This window comes from Streptomyces sp. NBC_00727, from assembly GCF_045161745.1.
Classification (GTDB): domain Bacteria; phylum Actinomycetota; class Actinomycetes; order Streptomycetales; family Streptomycetaceae; genus Streptomyces.
This window is the reverse complement of record NZ_CP108981.1, coordinates 5,254,955-5,274,020: the sequence shown is the minus strand read 5'-3', so window position 1 is coordinate 5,274,020 and position 19,066 is coordinate 5,254,955. Positions and strand designations below refer to the sequence as shown.

At 72.8% G+C, this 19,066-nt stretch carries 16 protein-coding genes; 7 read left to right on the top strand and 9 right to left on the bottom strand.

All coding sequences use genetic code 11. From position 1 onward, the window contains the following. Positions 1 to 48: 48 nt before the first annotated feature. From coaD to OG242_RS24005, 3 genes are all read right to left on the bottom strand, one after another. A complete protein-coding gene (gene coaD, locus OG242_RS24015; protein WP_405901710.1) occupies positions 49 to 528 on the bottom strand; it encodes a pantetheine-phosphate adenylyltransferase in 480 nt (159 codons plus the stop codon). 26 nt (positions 529 to 554) lie between these two features. Further along, positions 555 to 1,139: a 16S rRNA (guanine(966)-N(2))-methyltransferase RsmD gene (gene rsmD / locus OG242_RS24010; protein WP_405900121.1), complete on the bottom strand. Its 585-nt coding sequence runs from the start codon at positions 1,137 to 1,139 to the stop codon at positions 555 to 557. A 111-nt stretch (positions 1,140 to 1,250) separates the two neighbouring features. After that, positions 1,251 to 4,484 carry a helicase-related protein gene (locus OG242_RS24005; RefSeq protein WP_405900120.1) on the bottom strand — a complete coding sequence of 1,078 codons (3,234 nt, stop codon included), beginning with the start codon at positions 4,482 to 4,484 and terminating at the stop codon, positions 1,251 to 1,253. A gap of 170 nt (positions 4,485 to 4,654) precedes the next feature. Here OG242_RS24005 and OG242_RS24000 point away from each other — a divergent pair, with 170 nt between their 5' ends. Together OG242_RS24000 and OG242_RS23995 are read left to right on the top strand one after the other, a co-directional pair. Then, complete coding sequence (locus OG242_RS24000) at positions 4,655 to 6,538, top strand: HSP90 family protein (protein WP_405900119.1); 1,884 nt, start codon at positions 4,655 to 4,657, stop codon at positions 6,536 to 6,538. Continuing rightward, positions 6,535 to 9,447, top strand: coding sequence for a tetratricopeptide repeat protein (locus tag OG242_RS23995; RefSeq protein ID WP_405900118.1), 2,913 nt, complete (start codon positions 6,535 to 6,537; stop codon positions 9,445 to 9,447). Before OG242_RS24000 ends, OG242_RS23995 begins: the two co-directional genes overlap by 4 nt. A gap of 180 nt (positions 9,448 to 9,627) precedes the next feature. On the opposite strand, the gene OG242_RS23990 is transcribed toward OG242_RS23995, so the two are convergent. After that, positions 9,628 to 11,265, bottom strand: coding sequence for a DAK2 domain-containing protein (locus tag OG242_RS23990; RefSeq protein WP_405900117.1), 1,638 nt, complete (start codon positions 11,263 to 11,265; stop codon positions 9,628 to 9,630). 291 nt (positions 11,266 to 11,556) lie between these two features. On the opposite strand from OG242_RS23990, the gene rpmB reads away from it, so the two are divergent. After that, complete coding sequence (gene rpmB, locus OG242_RS23985; RefSeq protein ID WP_003965989.1) at positions 11,557 to 11,742, top strand: 50S ribosomal protein L28; 186 nt, start codon at positions 11,557 to 11,559, stop codon at positions 11,740 to 11,742. Positions 11,743 to 11,861: 119 nt separating this feature from the next. Here the strand turns inward: rpmB and thiD are convergent, their stop codons facing one another. Together thiD and OG242_RS23975 are read right to left on the bottom strand one after the other, a co-directional pair. Next, positions 11,862 to 12,671, bottom strand: coding sequence for a bifunctional hydroxymethylpyrimidine kinase/phosphomethylpyrimidine kinase (gene thiD / locus OG242_RS23980; protein WP_405900116.1), 810 nt, complete (start codon positions 12,669 to 12,671; stop codon positions 11,862 to 11,864). 265 nt (positions 12,672 to 12,936) lie between these two features. Then, a complete protein-coding gene (locus OG242_RS23975) occupies positions 12,937 to 13,905 on the bottom strand; it encodes a thiamine-phosphate kinase (RefSeq protein ID WP_405900115.1) in 969 nt (322 codons plus the stop codon). Between the two features lie 240 nt (positions 13,906 to 14,145). Here OG242_RS23975 and OG242_RS23970 point away from each other — a divergent pair, with 240 nt between their 5' ends. Both OG242_RS23970 and OG242_RS23965 read left to right on the top strand, forming a co-directional pair. Continuing rightward, complete coding sequence (locus tag OG242_RS23970; RefSeq protein WP_405900114.1) at positions 14,146 to 14,379, top strand: Lrp/AsnC family transcriptional regulator; 234 nt, start codon at positions 14,146 to 14,148, stop codon at positions 14,377 to 14,379. Between the two features lie 20 nt (positions 14,380 to 14,399). Beyond that, positions 14,400 to 14,888 (top strand): DUF3515 domain-containing protein, encoded by a 489-nt coding sequence (locus OG242_RS23965; RefSeq protein WP_405900113.1) that lies wholly within the window; start codon positions 14,400 to 14,402, stop codon positions 14,886 to 14,888. 46 nt (positions 14,889 to 14,934) lie between these two features. Here OG242_RS23965 and OG242_RS23960 read toward each other — a convergent pair whose 3' ends face one another. From OG242_RS23960 to OG242_RS23950, 3 genes are all read right to left on the bottom strand, one after another. Further along, positions 14,935 to 16,092, bottom strand: a complete 1,158-nt coding sequence (locus OG242_RS23960; RefSeq protein ID WP_405900112.1) for a D-alanine--D-alanine ligase family protein — start codon at positions 16,090 to 16,092, stop codon at positions 14,935 to 14,937. Between the two features lie 69 nt (positions 16,093 to 16,161). Then, complete coding sequence (locus OG242_RS23955) at positions 16,162 to 17,172, bottom strand: NAD(P)H-dependent glycerol-3-phosphate dehydrogenase (RefSeq protein WP_405900111.1); 1,011 nt, start codon at positions 17,170 to 17,172, stop codon at positions 16,162 to 16,164. Continuing rightward, a complete protein-coding gene (locus OG242_RS23950) occupies positions 17,169 to 17,921 on the bottom strand; it encodes a lysophospholipid acyltransferase family protein (protein WP_405900110.1) in 753 nt (250 codons plus the stop codon). Before OG242_RS23950 ends, OG242_RS23955 begins: the two co-directional genes overlap by 4 nt. Positions 17,922 to 18,083: 162 nt before the next feature. Between OG242_RS23950 and cofC the strand changes: the two genes are divergently transcribed. Next, a complete protein-coding gene (cofC, locus tag OG242_RS23945; RefSeq protein WP_405900109.1) occupies positions 18,084 to 18,767 on the top strand; it encodes a 2-phospho-L-lactate guanylyltransferase in 684 nt (227 codons plus the stop codon). A gap of 9 nt (positions 18,768 to 18,776) precedes the next feature. Then, a complete protein-coding gene (locus tag OG242_RS23940; protein ID WP_018521363.1) occupies positions 18,777 to 18,980 on the top strand; it encodes a hypothetical protein in 204 nt (67 codons plus the stop codon). Positions 18,981 to 19,066 lie beyond the last annotated feature (86 nt).

Sequence of the window (19,066 nt, the reverse complement as noted above, 5' to 3'; positions counted from 1 at the left end):
CGCCCGCCCGACACCTGCGGTGCGTACGGCTGACGTGCTGTCAGTGGCTCAGGACTGCGCGAGGCGTTCGGTCAGGGCCTCCTGGACGACCGGCGGCAGCAGGTGGGAGACGTCGCCACCCCAGGTCGCCACCTCCTTGACCAGGGAGGAGGACAGGAAGCTGTAGGTGGGGTTGGTCGGCACGAAGAGCGTTTCGACGCCGGAGAGCCCGTTGTTCATCTGGGCCATCTGGAGTTCGTAGTCGAAGTCGCTGACGGCCCGCAGGCCCTTCACGATCGCCGGGATGTCGCGCTGCTTGCAGAAGTCGACGAGGAGGCCGTGGAAGGCCTCGACCTGGACGTTGCCGAACTCCGCGGTGACCTGGCGGATGAGGTCGATCCGCTCGTCGACCGTGAACAGGCCCTTCTTGGACTGGTTGATCATCACCGCGACGTGCACGACGTCGTACAGCTTCGACGCTCGGCCGATGATGTCGAGATGTCCGTTGGTGATGGGGTCGAACGACCCCGGGCATACGGCGCGGCGCAACTTGATTCCCTCGCTCTCCGGTCCGGTCATCGTGCGTCTTCGCACGTAGCGGCGGCGCGACCGTACCAAAGCGTTCCCTCGCCGTAGCGACGGGCCCGCAATGGCTCGAAACCCTTGGGCCAGCTGAATTCTCCGCCTCTGGTGCTGCGTTCCACGGTGACGAGCGCGTCGCCCGTGAGCCACCCCTGGGCACGGAGTGTGAGGAGGATCTCGCCAAGATCGTCGTCGGTGACGGCGTACGGCGGATCCAGGAAGACCACGTCGTACGGCTCCGCGGGTGCCGGGCCCGTCACGATCTGTTCCGCTTTGCCGCCTCGGACCTCGGTGCCGGGGAGGCCCAGGGTGCGGGCGTTGTCCTTGACGGTGCGCAGGGCCTTGGCGTCGGCCTCGACGAGCAGGGCGTGGGCGGCGCCCCGGGAGAGGGCTTCGAGGCCGACGGCGCCGGAGCCGGCGTAGAGGTCGGCGACCCGGATGCCGTCCAGGGTGCCCAGGAGCGCCTGCCAGGTGGAGAACAGGCCCTCGCGTGCGCGGTCGGATGTGGGCCGGGTGCCGGTGCCCGGCGGGACGGCCAGGCGGCGTCCGCCGGCCACGCCTGCGATCACGCGGGTCATGGGTGACTGGTCCTCGGGTCGGGGCGGCGCTCGGGGTGCCGTGGGCGCCGTACCTCCCACGATATGGCGTCGGGGAGGGGCGGGCTTCCCGGGGCGGGCGGCCCTCCCGGTTCACCCCTTGTCCAGGTACTCCTCGCGCTCCTTGTCGAGCAGGGCGTCCAGGGCGGTGCGCAGCTCGGGCAGGTGCTCCAGCTCGGGGTCGGCGGCGACGACGGCGACGGCCTCCTGGCGGGCGGCGGCGATGACCTCCTCGTCGTCGATGACGTTCAGGACGCGCAGCGAGGAGCGGACCCCGGACTGGGCCTGGCCGAGCACGTCGCCCTCGCGGCGCTGTTCGAGGTCGATACGGGAGAGCTCGAAGCCGTCCAGCGTGGCGGCGACGGCGCCGAGGCGGGCGCGGGCGGGGCTCGCCTCGTGGGCCTCGGTGACCAGCAGGCAGAGGCCGGGGGCGGAGCCGCGGCCGACCCGGCCGCGCAGCTGGTGCAGCTGGGAGACGCCGAAGCGGTCGGCGTCCATGATGACCATCGCGGTGGCGTTGGGGACGTTGACGCCGACCTCGATGACGGTGGTCGCGACCAGGACGTCGACGTCGCCGGCGGCGAAGCGGCGCATCACGTCGTCCTTGTCGTCGGGCTGCATCCTGCCGTGCAGCACCTCGACGCGCAGGCCGTGCAGGGGGCCCTTGGCGAGCTGTTCGGCGATCTCCAGGACGGCGAGCGGCGGGCGCTTGTCGGCCGTCGCCTCCTCCTCGGCCGTCTTCTTCTTCCCCTTCTTCCCCGGGTCGTCCTCGTCGTCCCCGATGCGGGGGCAGACCACGTACGCCTGGTGGCCGTTCTCCACCTCCTCGCGGACGCGTTCCCAGGCGCGGCTGAGGAAGTGCGGCTTGTCCTTGGCGGGGACGACGTGGCTGGCGATGGGCGAGCGGCCGGCCGGGAGCTGGTCGAGGACGGAGGTCTCCAGGTCGCCGAAGACCGTCATGGCGACCGTGCGCGGGATGGGGGTGGCGGTCATGACGAGCAGGTGGGGCGGCTGCTTCCCCTTGGAACGGAGGGCGTCGCGCTGCTCGACCCCGAAGCGGTGCTGCTCGTCCACGACGACCAGGCCCAGGTCGTGGAACTTGACCTTGTCCTCGATCAGGGCGTGCGTCCCGATGACGACGCCGGCCTCGCCGGTTACCAGGTCGAGCAGCGCCTGCCGGCGGGCGGCGGTGCCCATGGACCCGGTGAGCAGGACGACCTTGGTGCCCTGGTCGGACCCGCCCAGCATGCCCCCTTCGGCCAGCTCCCCCATCATCTCGGTGATCGAGCGGTGGTGCTGCTGGGCGAGGACCTCGGTGGGGGCGAGCATCGCGGCCTGGCCGCCGGCGTCGACCACGGCGAGCATGGCGCGCAGGGCCACCATGGTGTTGTGCGTCACGGTGAAGTGATCAGTCACGTAGGCATGACTCGCGTCGGCGACGCTGATGCACTGCACAGGCTTGCGTCCGACGTACTCGACCGCACGGATTCCCCGTCGGAAGGTGTTGTACTTCGGCCTCGGGCGCATGCGACGCGACTTCCGGGCGAGCCGGAACGGGACGTACTCGTCCGGCAATGCGATCGAGACGTTGAATGCGGCCTTCTTCGGCAGCACTCGAGCCCGTCCTCCCAACGAGCGAACCAGCCATGCCACGTCGTCGGCCAACAGCCTGGAGGCCGAACAGAACGACACGCTCAGGCCGTCTGCATCCACCGTCCCGTCCGTGTCCATGAGCCCCTGCAGGACCGCCAGACGGTTCTTGATCGATGTGTTCTTGAAGGCGAGGGGCAGGAACTTGTCGTGCGAAGTGAGCCCCCAGAGACCGAGTTCACGCAACACGCTGATCACTGGGTTCCGTCGGGTGCCGCCTCTCGGACCTGCCAGCCCGATGGTGTAGTCACTGCCCGAGCCGGGAACCGGTGTGACCGCACGATCCGGGGCCAGAGTCGAGCGCACGGCAGCCAGAGTCTCCTCGTCGGCCGTCGAAAGGCGCAGGTTGTGCCGGAAGGATCCGTCTCCCAGCAGCAGACCGAAGAGATAAGGGTCGAGAGGCGGTGCCGTGCCATCGGACAGATCCACCGGAGTGGCCACCGGGAGGTACCACTTCGAAGAACCGTTGGCCTTGAACGTGTTCGCGCGGATCTCGCGCGTCGTCATGACCTTCGGGGTTTGTCCCCGGTACCAGGCGCAGCTTGTTCCGACGATCCACAGATGTTCGTCGTCGCATTCCACGGAGGTGTCGTCGGATAGTACGAGACGCCATACGTCCCGCTCGCCCTGAGGGAAAACTCCGTCGACCCAGCTGATCTCCCCGTTGGGGAGCACGACCTCGTCCCCCACGCAGACGTCCCCCATCCTCCTGAAGCCCGCAGGCGTCAGGACGAGCGAGTCGAGGGGCTGCGCCTTCCCGGACCCGACTTCGCCCTGGAGGAGGCGGTGCATCGGGTGCTCGGTGGCGAGGTCGTCGAAGATCTCCTTGGACACCTTCTGCTGGCCGTCGGTGAGCGTGAACGGCAGCTTGGCGTCGAACGCGTCGAGGAGGCCGTCGGGGGCGGCCCTGCGGGCGACGGCCGGGAGCTGGGTGTCGGCGTACCTGCGGCGGGCCAGGGCGACCTGGAGGACGAACGCCTCGTCCCACTTGAGCCGGTCCCGGGCCGCCGCCACGTCGGCCTTGGTGGCGGGCCGGTGGATCTTCAGCAGGGCCTCGGGCAGCGGCGTGAAGCCGCGGCCCTCGCGCAGGGAGGCGGGGAGCGGGTCGACGGCTTCCCGGGCGCTGGGCAGCACGGCGTCGACCGCCTTGGCGATCCGCCAGGAGTCGAGCTGCTTGCAGGCGGGGTAGATCGGCAGCAGCTTGCCCGCGAAGGCGTCCACGGCCTCGGTCGCCTCGGCGTCGTCCCCGGGGTCGGCGTCGAGCAGCTGGTAGGTGGGGTGGGCGAGCTGCATCTTGCGGTTGAAGACGGAGACCTTGCCGGCGAACATGGCGCGCCGGCCGGGCAGCAGCTCCTTGTGCGGTTTGTGGACGCCGTGGCCGAAGAAGACGAGCTGGAGCCGGCCGTGGCCGTCGGTGAGGGTGACTTCGAGGCGCTTGCCGCGGCCGCCGTTGAACGTGAGGACGCGGGCGTCGGCGACCTGCGCGACGACCGTGACGTGCTCGTCGAGCGGGAGGTCGGTCAGCGCCGTGAGCCGGCCGCGCTCCTCGTAGCGGCGCGGGTAGTGATGCAGGAGATCACCGACCGTGTGCAGGTCGAGGTGCTCTGCCATCACCTTCGCGGTGGGGCCGCCGAGCAGCTTCTTCAGGGGTTCGTCGAACGCAGACACGCGATCCATTGCACACCACGGCAGTGACAGTTGTCCGCCGGGCGCCGCCGGACCCCGGAATCTCCTGGTCGGAATCGTGATGCGACCCTAGGATCGGCTCCCCACGCCACCCGTCCGCGATCACCTACCGGGATCGCCCGACCCGCGCCGTCGTCAGTCCCCCCACCGGCGCTGCGACGATGACATCTTCTGAGACTTCAGCATCTGATCCGGCCGTTGCCAGGGAACCGCACACCTTCCAGGTGGATCTGCGCGGCCTTGTCGACCTTCTCTCCCATCACCTCTACTCCTCGCCGCGCGTCTATCTGCGCGAGCTGCTGCAGAACGCCGTCGACGCCATCACCGCCCGCCGGGCCGAGGAGCCGGACGCGCCCGCGCTGGTGCGGCTGTACGCGCAGGACGGCCGGCTGCGAGTGGAGGACAGCGGCATCGGCCTGACCGAGGCCGATGTGCACAGCCTGCTCGCCACGATCGGCCGCAGCTCCAAGCGGGACGGTGCCGAGGGTCTCGCCTCGGCGCGTGCCGGGTTCCTGGGCCAGTTCGGCATCGGGCTGCTGGCGTGCTTCGTGGTGGCCGCCGAGATCCGGGTGGTGAGCCGGTCCGCGCGCACGCCCGGGCAGCCGCCCGTGGAGTGGTGCGCGCGGGACGACGGTTCGTACACCGTCCGTACGCTGCCCGACAGCGCGCGCCCCGAGCCGGGGACGACCGTGTTGCTGACGGCCCGGCCGGGCAGCGGCGAGTGGCTGACGGAGGAGCGGGTGCTGTCGCTGGCCCGTGACTTCGGTTCGCTGCTGCCGTACGACGTCCGGGTCGGCGAGGCGGCCGTCACGGCGCTGCCGGCGGTGTGGGACCGGCCGTATCCGAGCCCGGCCGCTCGGCGGGTGGCGCTGGCGCGCCACTGCCACGAGCAGTTCGGCTTCACCCCGCTCGACACGATCGACCTCGCGCTGCCGCTCGCCGGTATACGCGGGGTGGCGCACGTCCTGCCGTCGGCGGTCAGCCCGGCGCAGCGGGCGGGCCACCGGGTCCATCTCAAGGGCATGCTGCTGACGGACCGGGCGGACGAACTGCTGCCCGAGTGGGCGTTCTTCGTGCGGTGCGTGATCGACACGGACAGCCTGCGGCCGACGGCCTCGCGGGAGGCGCTGTACGCGGACGAGACGCTGGCGGCCGTACGGGACGCGCTGGGCGACCGGATCAGGGAGTGGCTCACGGGTCTCGCCGCGGGTGATCCGGAGCGGCTGGCGCAGTTCCTCGCCGTGCACCACCTGGGCGTGAAGTCGCTGGCCCGGCACGACGACGCGATGTGGCGGACGATGCTGCCGTGGCTGCCGTTCGAGACGACGGACGGGCGGCTGTCGCTGGAGGAGTTCGCCCGGCGCCACCCGGTGGTGCACTTCACGCGGTCCGTGGAGGAGTTCCGGCAGGTCGCGCCGATCGCGTCCGCGCAGGGCATCGGGGTGGTCAACGGCGGCTACACGTACGACACCGAACTGGTCGAGCGGCTGCCCGCGGCCCGGCCCGGGACGGTGGTCGCGGAGCTGGACGCGGACACGGTGACCGCGCATCTGGACGCCGTCGACCCGCGCGAGGAGCTGGCGCTCGGCCCGTTCCTGGCGGCGGCGCGCGCCCGGCTCGACCCGCTGGGCTGCGACGTGGTGCTGCGCGCCTTCCACCCGGTGACCACGCCCGCGCTGCACCTGGACGACCGGTCGGCCCGTCACGAGCAGGCCAGGGCGGAGGCCGAGGAGCAGGCGGACGACCTGTGGGCGGGCATCCTGGGCTCGCTGCGCGGGAGCGCGCCGCGCGCCCGGCTCGTACTGAACCAGCTCAATCCGCTGATCCGGCGGATCGGTGCGCTGGACACCCCGGAGCTGGCCGCGACCGCGACGGAGGCGCTGTACGGGCAGGCCCTGCTGATGGCGCAACGGCCGCTGCGGCCGGCCGACTCCGCGCTGCTGAACCGTGCGTTCCTGGGGCTCCTGGAGTGGGCCGCGCCCCCGGTCGCGCCGCCCGGAACCGACCGCATACCGCCCGTGAACCCCCAGGAGGACGGCCGATGAGCGCCGACGCCGAGACGATCCGCCAGGCCCTGCGGGACAACCAGGACGAACCGGAGGGGCCCGCGCGCAATGCCCGCGCGGAGCGGCTGCTGGCCGAGGCCGAGCAGTGCGGGGACGCCGGGCTGCTGATCGAGGCCCTGGTCCATCAGCTGCAGGTCTACAACTACAGCTCCGAGAAGGACAAGATGTTCGTCCCGTTCGCGCGGCTGCTGCGCATGTGGGACGAACAGCCGGGCGAGTTCAGCGATGTCATGACCCACCATCTGTTCTGGATGTTCAAGTGGGTCTCCAGCTCGATGACCGACCAGCCGCACATCCCGCTCGCCTCGATCGAGAAGTGGCAGGCGGAGATGGCGCACCGCTACCGGCTGGCCGGCCACTCGGAGCGGGCCGTGTGCCAGGGCGAGCTGGGGATCGCCCAGCACCTGGGCGACCGGGAGCGGGGCGAGCGGGCGTTCACCGCCTGGCTGGCCGCCGACCGGGACCGGATGGCCAACTGCCACGCCTGCGAGCTGCACGGCCAGGGCTCCTGGCAGGTGTGGAGCGGCCGGGACGAGGAGGCGCTGAAGACCTGGGCGCCGGTGCTGGACGGCGAGCACGTCTGTGCGCACGAGCCGCACGCCGTGCTGGCGGCCTCCCTGCTGCCGCTGCTGCGGACGGGCCGCGCGGAGCAGGCGCGGGCGCACCATCTGCGCGGGTACCGGATGGTCCGGACGATGGAGAGCATGCGCTACTCGGCCGGCCTGCACATCGAGTTCTGCGCGCTGACCGGCAACGAGGCGCGGGGCCTGGAGATCCTCGGGGAGCGGCCGGCGTACTTCACCGACAGCGGCAACCCGGGCAGCCTGATGAGCTTCCTGACCGTGACCGCCCTGCTCATGGACCGGCTGGTCGCGCTCGGCCACGGCGGTCAGGCGGTGCCCGGTCCGGCGGGGACCGAGTGGACGGCCGCGTCGCTCGCCGTCGAGGCCCGGGCCCGGGCGCTCGCCCTCGCCGCCCGCTTCGACGAGCGCAACGGCAACGCGCACGTGAGCCAGGAGGTGCGCGAACGCCTGGACCGGGTCCCGCTGCTCGACCGGCTGCCACTGGGTGTACGGGCCGTGCGGCCGGTGAGCGCCGCGCCCTCCCCCGTACGTCCTGTGGCAGCGGCCCCCGCGGCGGAGGCGCCGGACCTGGCCGCACTGCTCGCCGAGGCGTACCGGCTGTCCGAGGCGCAGCGCCCCGAGGCCCGGGAGGCCTGGCAGGCGGTGGGCGAGCGGGCCGGGGACGAGGGGGCGGACCTCGCGCCCCTGGACCGGGCGAACCTGGAGGACCACCTCGCGATGGACGGCACCTGTCCGCCCGCCGAGGCCGCGGTGGGGTTCGGGAAGGCGGCCGGTCTGTACGAGGCCGGGGGCGACGCGGGCGAGGCCGTCGCGGCACGGGCCAGGAGCGTGTTCGCCCGGGCGCTGGACGGGGAGGCCGATGAGGCGGCGGCCCTGATCGCACCGCTGGTGGAGCAGGCACTCGCGCTGCACGCCGCGGGCGGGGCCACCGCCCGGCAGGCGGCCGGTGTCCTGATCTGCCGGGCCCGGATCGCCGAGCAGCGGATGCTGCGGGCGCAGGACGAGGAGGCGCACGAGGCCGCGGTCGCGGACCTCGAGGAGACGGCCGGTGAGGTGCTGGCGTTCACCGAGCCCCGGCGCGGCGAGGACCGGCTCGCCACCCGGACCGCGGAGGCACTGGGATTCCTCGGGAACGTCGCCGCGCACCGGGGCGACGCCCCGGCCGCCCTCGGGCTGTACGAGCGGGCGTCCACCGAGGTGTACGGGGCCGGGCAGCCGTGGGCCGCGGTGGAGTACGAGACCTGGACGGCGCAGACCGCGGCCGGTCTGGAGGACTTCGCGACGGCGGAGCGGGCCGCGCGGGCGGCCCTGGAGCACGGGGAGCCGTTCGTCGGCCCGCCCGGCCTGGCCCGGCTCCATCTCCGGCTGGCCGAGGTGCTCGCCGCGACCGGGCAGCTCGCCGAGGCGGCCGACCGCGCCCTGGACGCCTCGCACTGGGCGGACGAGGCGGGCGAGGGCGACACGCTGGGCGTCTACACCCGGCACCAGCTCGGCGGCTGGCTGCTGCCGCTCGGGCGGGCGGCGGAGGCGGCGGCCGTGCTGGAGGCCGTCCTGCCGGACATCTCGGCCGAGCACCACGGCGACGGCATGCTCGTCCAGACGCTGTGGTGGCTCGGCGACGCGCTGATGACGCTCGACGAGCCGAGGGCGGCGGCGGAGCACTGGCTGCGGGCGGCGGACGTCGCGCGCGGGTGGCCGGAGCAGCACGACCACGCGATGCTCGCCCAGCTCGCCGGGCAGGCCCTGTACCGGGCCGAGCTGAACCCGGAGGCCGAGCGCGCCTACGCGCGGGCCGGGGAGCTGTGGCGGTCGCTGGACGAGGTTCCGGGTCTGGTACGGACGCTGCGCGTACGGGCCTGGATCGCGCTGCGGGAGGACCAGCTGGACCGGGCGCGGAAGTTCATGGCCGAGGCGGAGCGGGAGTGCGCGGCGCGTCCGGAGCTGGGGGCGGAGCTGGCGAGCACGTACCGGCAGACGGCCGACCTGATCGTGCAGTCCTGCGAGGGCGAGCCGGGCGAGGCGCCGGACGAACCGGTGCGGCTGGCGTACGAGGAGGCGCTGGGGTACGCCGAGCGGGCGGCGGAGACCTTCCGCTCGGCGGGGTCCGGCCATCTCGGCCTCAGCACGGCCGCGGTGCTGATGGCCGCGTGGCTGGAGGCGGATCTCGGCCGGGGGCCGGCCGCGCTGGAGCGGGTACGGGTGGTGCTGGAGGCGTACGAGGGGGTGCCGGAGGGGTCGGACGAGACGGTGGACGCGCGGCGGGCGGAGGCGGAGTCGGTGCGGGCGTATGTGACCGGGGCGTAGCCCTGGCGGGCGGCGGGCGGTGTTGTAGCGCCCGGGTCGTCCGGCGCGCCGTCTTGTCCTCAATCGCCGGACGGGCTTGATTTCGGCGGTCCGTGAGCGCGGCGGCGCCCCGGCGCGGAGTTCCGTCCTCAATCGCCGGACGGGCTTGATTTTGCGCCGGACGGGCTTGATTTGGCGGTCCTACTCCACCCCGATCATCAGCGGTGCGCCCTGGTGGCCGCCCTCGTACGTCGTCGTGTCCACCGCCAAGTGGGCCTCGCGGACGTGTTGTTCCAGGGCGTCGGCGAGGGTGGGCGGGGTGGTCTCGCCGAGGACGAGGGTGACCAGCTCGCCGCCGGCCGCCAGCATGCGGTCCAGGACCTTGCGGGCGGTGCCGGGGACGTCCTGGCCGATGACGGCCACGTCACCGTCGATGAGGCCGAGGATGTCGCCGGCCTGGCAGATGCCCGCCGAGGTCCAGGACTGCCGTTCGGCGACGGCCAGCTCGGCGTAGCGGGTGGCGCCGGCCGCCGCGGTCATGGCGACCACGTCCTCGTCGAAGCTGCGGTCCGGCTCGTGGACGGCCAGGGCCGCGATGCCCTGGACCGCGGCCCGGGTCGGGATGAGGGCGACCCGGACGCCCTGGGCCCTGGCCTGTTCGGCGGCGGCAGCGGCGGTGTGGCGGAGGTCCGCGTCGTTGGGCAGCAGGACCACCTCGCGGGCGTGGGCGCGGCGGATCGCGTCGACGAGTTCGCCGCTGGCGGGCGGCTCGCCGGGCCGGGCGAGCACGGTGGTCGCGCCGGCCTCCCGGCACAGGGCGGCCAGCCCGCCGCCCGGGACGACCACGACGACCGCGCGGCGGGCGGGCTCGGGGCGTGCGTGCGTGCGGTCGGCGGCGAAGTGGGTGATCCGGATGCGGTACGGCCGGCCGGCCTCGACTCCGGCCTCCACCGCGGCGCCCGCGTCGTCCACGTGGACGTGGACGTTCCACAGGCCGTCGCCGCCGACCACGACCAGGGAGTCGCCGAGCACGTCCAGCCGGGTGCGCAGCCGTTCGACGGCCTCGTCGCCGGCCTCCAACAGGTAGATGACCTCGAAGGCGGGGCCGCCCCCGTCCCCGTCGTCGCCCGCCGGGCACTCCTTGTCGTCGCCGGCCACCGGGACGAACGGCACGGGGGCCTCGTACGGCCGCTCCGGGGCGCGTCCGGAGACGGCCTGGACCAGGGCTCCGAGCAGGGTGACCAGGCCGCGTCCGCCGGCGTCGACGACCCCGGCCCTGGCGAGGGCGGGGAGCTGTCCGGGGGTGGCGTCCAGCGCGGCGCGCGCCCCCTCGTAGGCGGCCCGGGCCACCTCGGCGGTGTCCGCGCCGGGCACCGCGCGTCCGGCGGCGGCCGCGGCCCGGTCCGCGACGGTGAGGACGGTGCCCTCGACGGGGTGGGCGACGGCCTCGCGGGCCCAGGCCGCGGCCCGGTCGAGCGCGAGGCGCATCCGGTCGCCGCCGGTGCCCTCCGCGAGGACACCGGCCATGCCGCGCAGGAGCTGGGCCAGGATCGTGCCGGAGTTGCCCCGGGCGCCGATCAGGGCGCCGTGGGCCATGGCCCGTACCGCGTCGGCGGCGGAGGGGACCGAGGTGCCGGTCTCGTGGGCGGCGAACACCGCTTCGACGGCGGCCGCCGCGGATTCCACGGTCAGGTAGAGGTTGGTGCCGGTGTCCCCGTCGGCGACCGGGTAGACGTTGATCGCGTCGATCGCCTCGCGCTCCCGGCCGAGCGCGTCCAGGGCCAGCGCGCACCACGTACGTACCGCGACGGCATCCGGTTCGTCGGCGGTCTGCGGCACCTCGGGTCCTCCTCGGAAGGGACTCGGAATGGGGGCGGGGCTGCCGGCTGCACCGCAGGCAGGCCCTGATCCGCCGGACAGACCCTAGCCCGGTCCGGGGGTGCGGCCGGGTCGGGGGCGGGGAGGGCGGTGGTGGAAGCCATGGTAGTTTCGTATCTCCGGAGCAGGCGTTGTATGCTGCTTCGGTTGCCCGACGAGAGTCGGGACATTCCTCCGGTACCGCCACTTCAGTTCCTGAATCCGGCGTATCGGAATTCACTGTAAGTGCATCTGAAGTCTTTGGAGTGACCCGTGGCTGCCAACTGCGACGTTTGCGGCAAGGGGCCGAGCTTCGGCAACAGTATTTCGCACTCGCACCGCCGTACGTCCCGTCGCTGGAACCCCAACATCCAGCGCGTGCGTGCCGTGGTCGGTCGGACGCCGAAGCGGCTCAACGTCTGCACCTCGTGCATCAAGGCCGGCAAGGTCGCGCGCTGACGTTCCCGTCGTAGCGCAGCCCTACCGGTTGCCCAAAAAGCCGGTCCATCTCGGTGGACCGGCTTTTTGCTGTGCCCGGACGCCGGGGGCGGAGGCCCGCGCCCCGGCGGGCCGCGCGGTCAGCCCGCGTCGCGCAGCCGCCAGCCGTGGCGGACCGGGCCGATGCCCGTGCCGAGCGGGAACCCCGCCTCGATCGCACCGGTGACGTACTCCTTCGCGGCCCGGACCGCCGCCGGCACCTCGGCGCCCCGCGCCAGATGGCTCGCGATGGCGGAGGCGAGGGTGCAGCCGGTGCCGTGGGTGTGCCGGTTGTCGTGGCGGGGGGCGCGCAGCCAGTGCTCCTCGCTGCCGTCGGTGAGCAGGTCTACGGGCTCGCCGGGCAGGTGACCGCCCTTGATCACGACCCAGCGGGGCCCGAATCCGAGCAGCGCGCCGGCGGCCCGGCGCATCCCGGCCTCGTCGGTGACGGTGATGCCGGTGAGCTGCGCCACCTCGTCGAGGTTGGGGGTCGCCACGGTCGCGACGGGCAGCAGCTTCGTACGGACCGATTCGAGGGCGTCCGCGGCGAGGAGCGGGTCGCCGTGCTTGGAGACGCCGACCGGGTCGACGACGACGGGCGCCGCGGTCCCCGCGAGGAGCTCCGCGACGGTCTCGACGAGCGGCGCGGACGCCAGCATCCCGGTCTTGACCGCGTCGACGCCGATGTCGTCGACGACGCTGCGGTACTGGGCGCGGACCGCGTCGGCGGGCAGCTCCCAGGCGCCCTGGACGCCGAGGGAGTTCTGCGCGGTGACGGCGGTGAGCACGCTCATCCCGTGCGTACCGAGCGCGAGCATCGTCTTGAGGTCGGCCTGGATGCCCGCACCGCCGCCGGAGTCGGATCCGGCGACGGTGAGCACGCGGGGCGGTACGGAGGTGGTTATCGGCATACGCCGCAATCTACTAGGGCCTGTATTGAGTACCCCGTCGTCCGCCCGGAGGGCGGGCGCAGCGGCGGTCGGTGCGTGCGATCGGTGTGCGGCGGTCCAGGTCATGTGGCGGAGCCACCTGTCCTGGACCGCCGTGCAGCGAGCAATGGGGTCTCCCCTGGTCGAGCGAAGCCGAGACCTTGGGGAAGTGCCGGGCGTCGGGGCGCAGACGGGGAACTCAATACAGGCCCTGAGGCCTGTCCGGCCCTGGTCCGCCGGACAGGCTTCAGGCGTCCTCGATGTCGCCGAAGTGGTCCCAGCCGTTCTTGCTGGTCCAGGGCGCTCCGTCGACCGTCACCTGGGGCAGCGCCGAGGGGTTGAGGACCTCGCCGATCACCTTCCAGCGGGCCGGCAGCTTCACGTCGGGCGGGAAGGTCGCGACGATCGCGTGGTCCTCGCCGCCGGTCAGCACCCACTGGAGGGGGTCGACGCCGACGGCCTGCCCGATGTCCGACATCTGGGACGGCACGTCGATGAGCCCGGAGCGCAGGTCGATGCGGACCTTGCTGGCCTCGGCGATGTGCCCGAGGTCCGCGACGAGCCCGTCGCTGACGTCGGTCATGGCGGTGGCGCCGAGTCCGGCGGCCGCGGGGCCCGCGTGGTACGGCGGTTCGGGGCGGCGGTGGGCCTCGACGAAGGCGCGGGGCGAGCGGAAGCCCCGGGAGAGCACGGCGAACCCGGCGGCGGACCAGCCGAGCCAGCCGGTGACGGCGACGACGTCCCCGGGCTGGGCGCCGGCCCTGGTGACGGGTTCGTGGTTGCGCAGGTCGCCGAGCGCGGTGATCGCGACGGTGATGGTGTCGCCGCGGACCACGTCCCCGCCGACCACGGCCGCCCCCGCGACCTGGCACTCGTCGCGCAGGCCGTCCATCAGCTCCGCGGCCCAGGTGACCGGGAGTTCGGCGGGGACGACGAGGCCGAGGAGCAGTGCGGTGGGCACGGCGCCCATGGCGGCGATGTCGGCGAGGTTCTGCGCGGCGGCCTTGCGGCCCACGTCGTACGCCGTCGACCAGTCGCGCCGGAAGTGCCGTCCCTCCAGCAGGATGTCCGTGCTGGCCACGACCCTGCGGTCGGGGGCGGTCACGACCGCGGCGTCGTCGCCCGGGCCGAGCCGGACCGCCGGAGTGGTGGTGAGCCGGGACGTGAGCTCTCTGATGAGCCCGAACTCCCCCAACTCGCCCACGGTTGCCTTCACCGAGTGTCACCTCTCATCTGTCGGGCCGGAACCTCCGGCCTGTCCCCCGTGCGCGCCGCCCCACTCGCGGTCGCGTGCCGTCACTGCTGTCGGTACTGTCAAGAGATACGTCAACTTGTGCGTTCTGTACGCCACGCTGAGGACGTCATCCGGCCCGCGGGTCTCCCCGCCACGCACGGCGACGCGATAACGTGGCGTCCCTTTCCCCCACATGATCCTCGTGGCCGCTCTGGAGGTTCCGTGGTACAGGCGTACATCCTCATTCAGACCGAGGTGGGCAAGGCGTCGACCGTCGCCGAGACCATCTCCAAAATCCCGGGAGTCATCCAGGCAGAAGACGTCACCGGCCCCTACGACGTGATCGTGCGCGCCCGGGCCGACACGGTCGACGAACTCGGACGCATGGTGGTGGCGCGGGTCCAGCAAGTGGACGGCATCACCCGAACCCTGACCTGCCCGGTCGTTCACCTCTAGCCCCCGTCTACGCTGGGCCGGTGACGTCATCCAGCCGCCGGCTCCTCCACCCCGTGCTCCTCGGTCCGTCCGCCGCCCTGCTGTTGCTGGCCGCGGCGGGCTGCTCCGCGGGCGACGCGACGGCGTCGGTCACGGTGCCCTCCCCGTCCCCGGAAGCCGCAGCCTACTGCCGCGCGCTGGACAGGGAACTGCCGGATACCGTGGCCGGTCTGGAGCGGAGTGATCCCGAACCCGGTTCGGAACTGACCGCCGGGTGGGGGGACGGGGCGATCGTACTGCGCTGCGGTGTGGAGCGCCCCGCCGAGATGGACGACGACCAGTCGAAGGGGATCACCGCGAGCGGCGTGAACTGGATGCTGGAGCAGCGGGAGGACGACGGCCCCCGGCTGACGACCACCTTGCGCGTGACGTACGTCGAGGTCTCGTTCTCGGAGGCGTACGCACATGACACGACCCCGCTCGCGGCTTTCGCCCCTGCGGTGAAGAAGGCGGTTCCGCTCCGGCTGTAGGGCGTGCGCTCGCTCCGAGCGCACGCCCTTCGCCGTGCCCGGTGGGTCAGCGAAGCCCGGTCGGCCGGGTGAGCGCCGCCTGGATGAGGCGGTCCACCAGCTGCGGGTAGCTGACGCCGCTCTCCTGCCACATGCGCGGGTACATGGAGATCGGGGTGAAGCCCGGCAGGGTGTTGATCTCGTTGATGACGAAGCCGCCGTCCTCGGTGAGGAAGAAGTCGGCGCGCACCAGGCCCTCGCAGGAGCACGCCTCGAAGGCCTCGACGGCGAGCCGCTGGACCTCGGCGGTCTGCTCGGCGGTGAGCGGCGCCGGCACGATCCCGGAGGCGGCGTCGATGTACTTGGCCTCGAAGTCGTAGAAGTCGTGCGCGGTGACCGGCGGGATCTCGGCCGGCACGCTGGCGCGCGGCCCGTCCTCGAACTCCAGGACCCCGCACTCGATCTCGCGTCCCCGCAGCAGGGACTCGACGAGGAACTTGGGGTCGTGGCGGCGGGCCTCTTCGATGGCCGCGTCGAGCCCGGAGACGTCGTCGACCTTGGTGATGCCGATGGACGAGCCGGCCCGGGCGGGCTTGATGAAGAGCGGCCAGCCGTGCTCCGCGGCGAAGCCGGTGATGCGCTCGCGGGCGGCGGCCCGGTCGCTGTCCCACTCGCGGGGGCGGACGACCAGGTACGGACCGACGGGGAGGCCGAAGGAGGTGAAGACGCGCTTCATGTACTCCTTGTCCTGGCCGACGGCCGAGGCGAGGACGCCGGCGCCCACGTACGGCACGCCGGACAGCTCCAGGAGGCCCTGCAGGGTGCCGTCCTCGCCGTACGGGCCGTGGAGGACGGGGAAGACGACGTCGACCTCGCCGAGCGCCTTGGGCACCGCGCCGGGCTCGGTATAGACCACTTCGCGGCTGCCGGGGTCGACGGAGAGTACGACGCCGCCCTCGTCGGACTCGGCGAGCTGGTCCACGTCCGGCATCCGCCGGTTCGCGATGGCCATGCGTTCCGGTTCGTCGGCGGTGAGCGCCCAGCGGCCGTCCGTCGTGATGCCGATCGGCAGGACGTCGTACTTGGTCCGGTCGATGGCGTTCAGGACGGCGCCGGCCGTGACCACCGAAATGCCGTGTTCGGAGCTGCGGCCGCCGAACACGACGGCCACACGCGGCTTGCGGAGCTGGTGCTCCGTGTTCTGGGGGAGGTTCTCGCTGCTCATATCGCGATGAGCGTACCTGCTGGTACCGGTCGCGTCAGCGTGGCACGGGCCGCCCGGGGCCGAACGGGGTCAGTGCCGTTCGGCCTTGGCGCTGCGCGACATCAGCTCCTTGACCGCGACCTTCGGCGGCTTGCCCTCGTGGACGATGCCGACGATGGTCTCGGTCAGCGGCATCTCGACGCCATGCCTGCGGGCCAGGTCGAGCACCGATTCGCAGGACTTGACGCCCTCGGCGGTCTGCTTGGTGGCGGCGATGGCCTCCTGGAGCGTCATGCCCCGGCCGAGGTTCATGCCGAAGGTGTGGTTGCGCGAGAGCGGCGAGGAGCAGGTCGCCACCAGGTCGCCCAGACCCGCGAGTCCGGAGAACGTCAGCGGGTCGGCACCCATGGCCGCGCCCAGCCGGATCGTCTCGGCGAGGCCCCGGGTGATGAGCGAGCCCTTGGCGTTGTCGCCGAGCCCCATGCCGTCCGAGATGCCGACGGCGAGGCCGATGACGTTCTTGACGGCGCCGCCGAGTTCGCAGCCGACCACGTCGGTGCTGGTGTACGGGCGGAAGTACGGGGTGTGGCAGGCGGCCTGGAGGCGCTGGGCGACGGACTCGTCCCGGCAGGCGACGACGGCCGCGGCGGGAAGGCGTTCGGCGATCGGCTTGGCGAGGTTGGGTCCCGTGATGACGGCGACGCGGTCGTCGGACACCCCGGTGACGTCCTCGATGACCTCGCTCATCCGCTTGGCGGTGCCGAGTTCGACGCCCTTCATCAGGGAGACCAGCACCGTCTGCGGCTCCAGGTGCGGGGCCCAGTCGGCGAGGTTGGCGCGCAGCGTCTGGGAGGGCACGACGAGGACCGCGAAGTCGGCGCCGCGCAGCGCCTCGGCGGCGTCCGTGGTGGCCCGGACGGTGGCGGGCAGTTCGATGCCCGGCAGATAGTCGGGGTTGGTACGGGTGGTGTTGACGGCCTCGGCGACCTCGGCCCGGCGGCCCCAGAGCGTCACCTCGCAGCCCGCGTCCGCGAGGACGATGGCGAAGGCCGTACCCCATGAGCCGGTTCCGAAGACGGCGGCCTTCGCGGGGTGCGTCACGTGAGTCCCTCTCCTTGGGCCCTGCGCCGCTGTTCGGCACGGGCCTTGCGGTGATCGTAGGGCTCGGCGGGTGCCTGCTGCCCCCGGATCTCCTCCAGTTGCGCGGTGACCGCCCGCATGATCACCTCGGTGACCTCGCGCAGCAGCTCGGGCGTCGGTTCCTTGTCGTAGAACCGGGAGAGGTCGACGGGCGGCCCGGCCTGGACCCGGAGGGTCTTGCGGGGCAGGAGGCGCACCTTCTTCTCCGTGGCGTACGGCGGCATCGCCTCGTTGGCGCCCCACTGCGCGACCGGGATCACGGGGGCGCGGGTCATCAACGCGACGCGGGCGGCGCCGGTCTTGCCGGCCATCGGCCACATGTCGGGGTCGCGGGTGAGGGTGCCCTCGGGGTAGAAGCAGACGCACTCGCCGCGCTCGATGGCGTTGACGGCGGCCCGGAAGGCGTCCAGCGCGTTGGTGGTCTCGCGGTAGACGGGGATCTGGCCGGTGCCGCGCAGCATCATGCCGACGAAGGGGGCCTTGAAGAGCCCGGCCTTGGCCAGGAACCGCGGCACGCGGCCGGTGTTGTACTGGAAGTGCCCGTACGAGAGCGGGTCCAGGTACGAGTTGTGGTTGACCGCCGTGATGAATCCGCCGTCGGCCGGAATGTGTTCCATTCCCCGCCAGTCGCGCTTGAACAGAACCACCAGCGGCGGTTTCGCGATGACCGCCGCCAGGCGGTACCAGAAGCCGATTCTGCGGCGGGACACTCGGACACCTTTCCTCTGCGAACGGGGCTGTGGAGCTGATTGCTGTCTGACTACCGAGGGTCAAGTCTCGCCCCAGGCCCCTGCTATGTCGAGAACACCGTACGCCTCGCCCCGGGGAGCGACCCTCCGGGTCGGCGCACCGGCAGGCGAGAATGGGTGGCGATGCGTATCGAGTCAGGCACCGCCACGACCAGCGACCCGGCCGGCCGCTGGTCGCTGGTCGTCCCGTTGAAGCCCCTGGCGCGGGCCAAGAGCAGGCTGGCGCCCGCCTCCGGCGCCCTGTTGCGGCCCCGGCTCGCCCTCGCCTTCGCCCGTGACACGGTGGCCGCCGCGCTGTCCTGCCCGGACGTGGCGGATGTGGTGGTCGTCACGGACGACACGGCGGCGGGGGCGGCACTGGGCGCGCTCGGCGCCCGCATCGTGCCCGACTCCCCGGCCGCGGGGCTCAACGCGGCCCTCGCGCACGGTGAGCGGGTGGCCCGGGCGGCCCGGCCGGGCGCGCCGCTGGCCGCGCTCAACGCGGATCTGCCCGCGCTGCGGCCGGCGGAATTGTCCCGGGTCCTCGAATTCTCTGCCGCTTTTCCCCGCGCATTTGTTCCCGATGCGGCGGGAATCGGGACGACATTTCTGTCGGCCGGTCCGGGGGTGGAATTGCGGCCCGCTTTCGGCGGTCCGTCGCGGTCGCGGCACCTGGCGTCGGGCGCGGTGGAAATCACGCTGCCGGGGATCGATTCGGTGCGCCGGGACGTGGACACCGGTGACGACCTGCGGGTGGCGCTGGCGCTGGGCGTCGGCCCGTTCACGGCGGGCCGCTGGGCCGCCGGGGCGTTCGCACCGGACCGATAGTCTGCACCCATGCAGGCGACCTCGTACACGTACGACCCCGTGACCCGCAGCGGCAGTGTGCTGCTCGACGACGGCACCCCGGTGGACTTCGGCGCGGCGGCCTTCGACGCCGGCGGCCTGCGGCTGCTGCGTCCGGGGCAGCGGGTGCGGATCGAGGGCGAGGGCGAGGGTGCCGGGCTGCGGATCACCCTGGTGACGCTGCAGACGTTCTGAGCCGTTGCGGGGTGGGTGCGCTCCCCCCGGACAGCCCGCGGGCCGGGCTCCCCGAGGGGAGCCCGGCCCGGCGCGTGTGGGGGCCC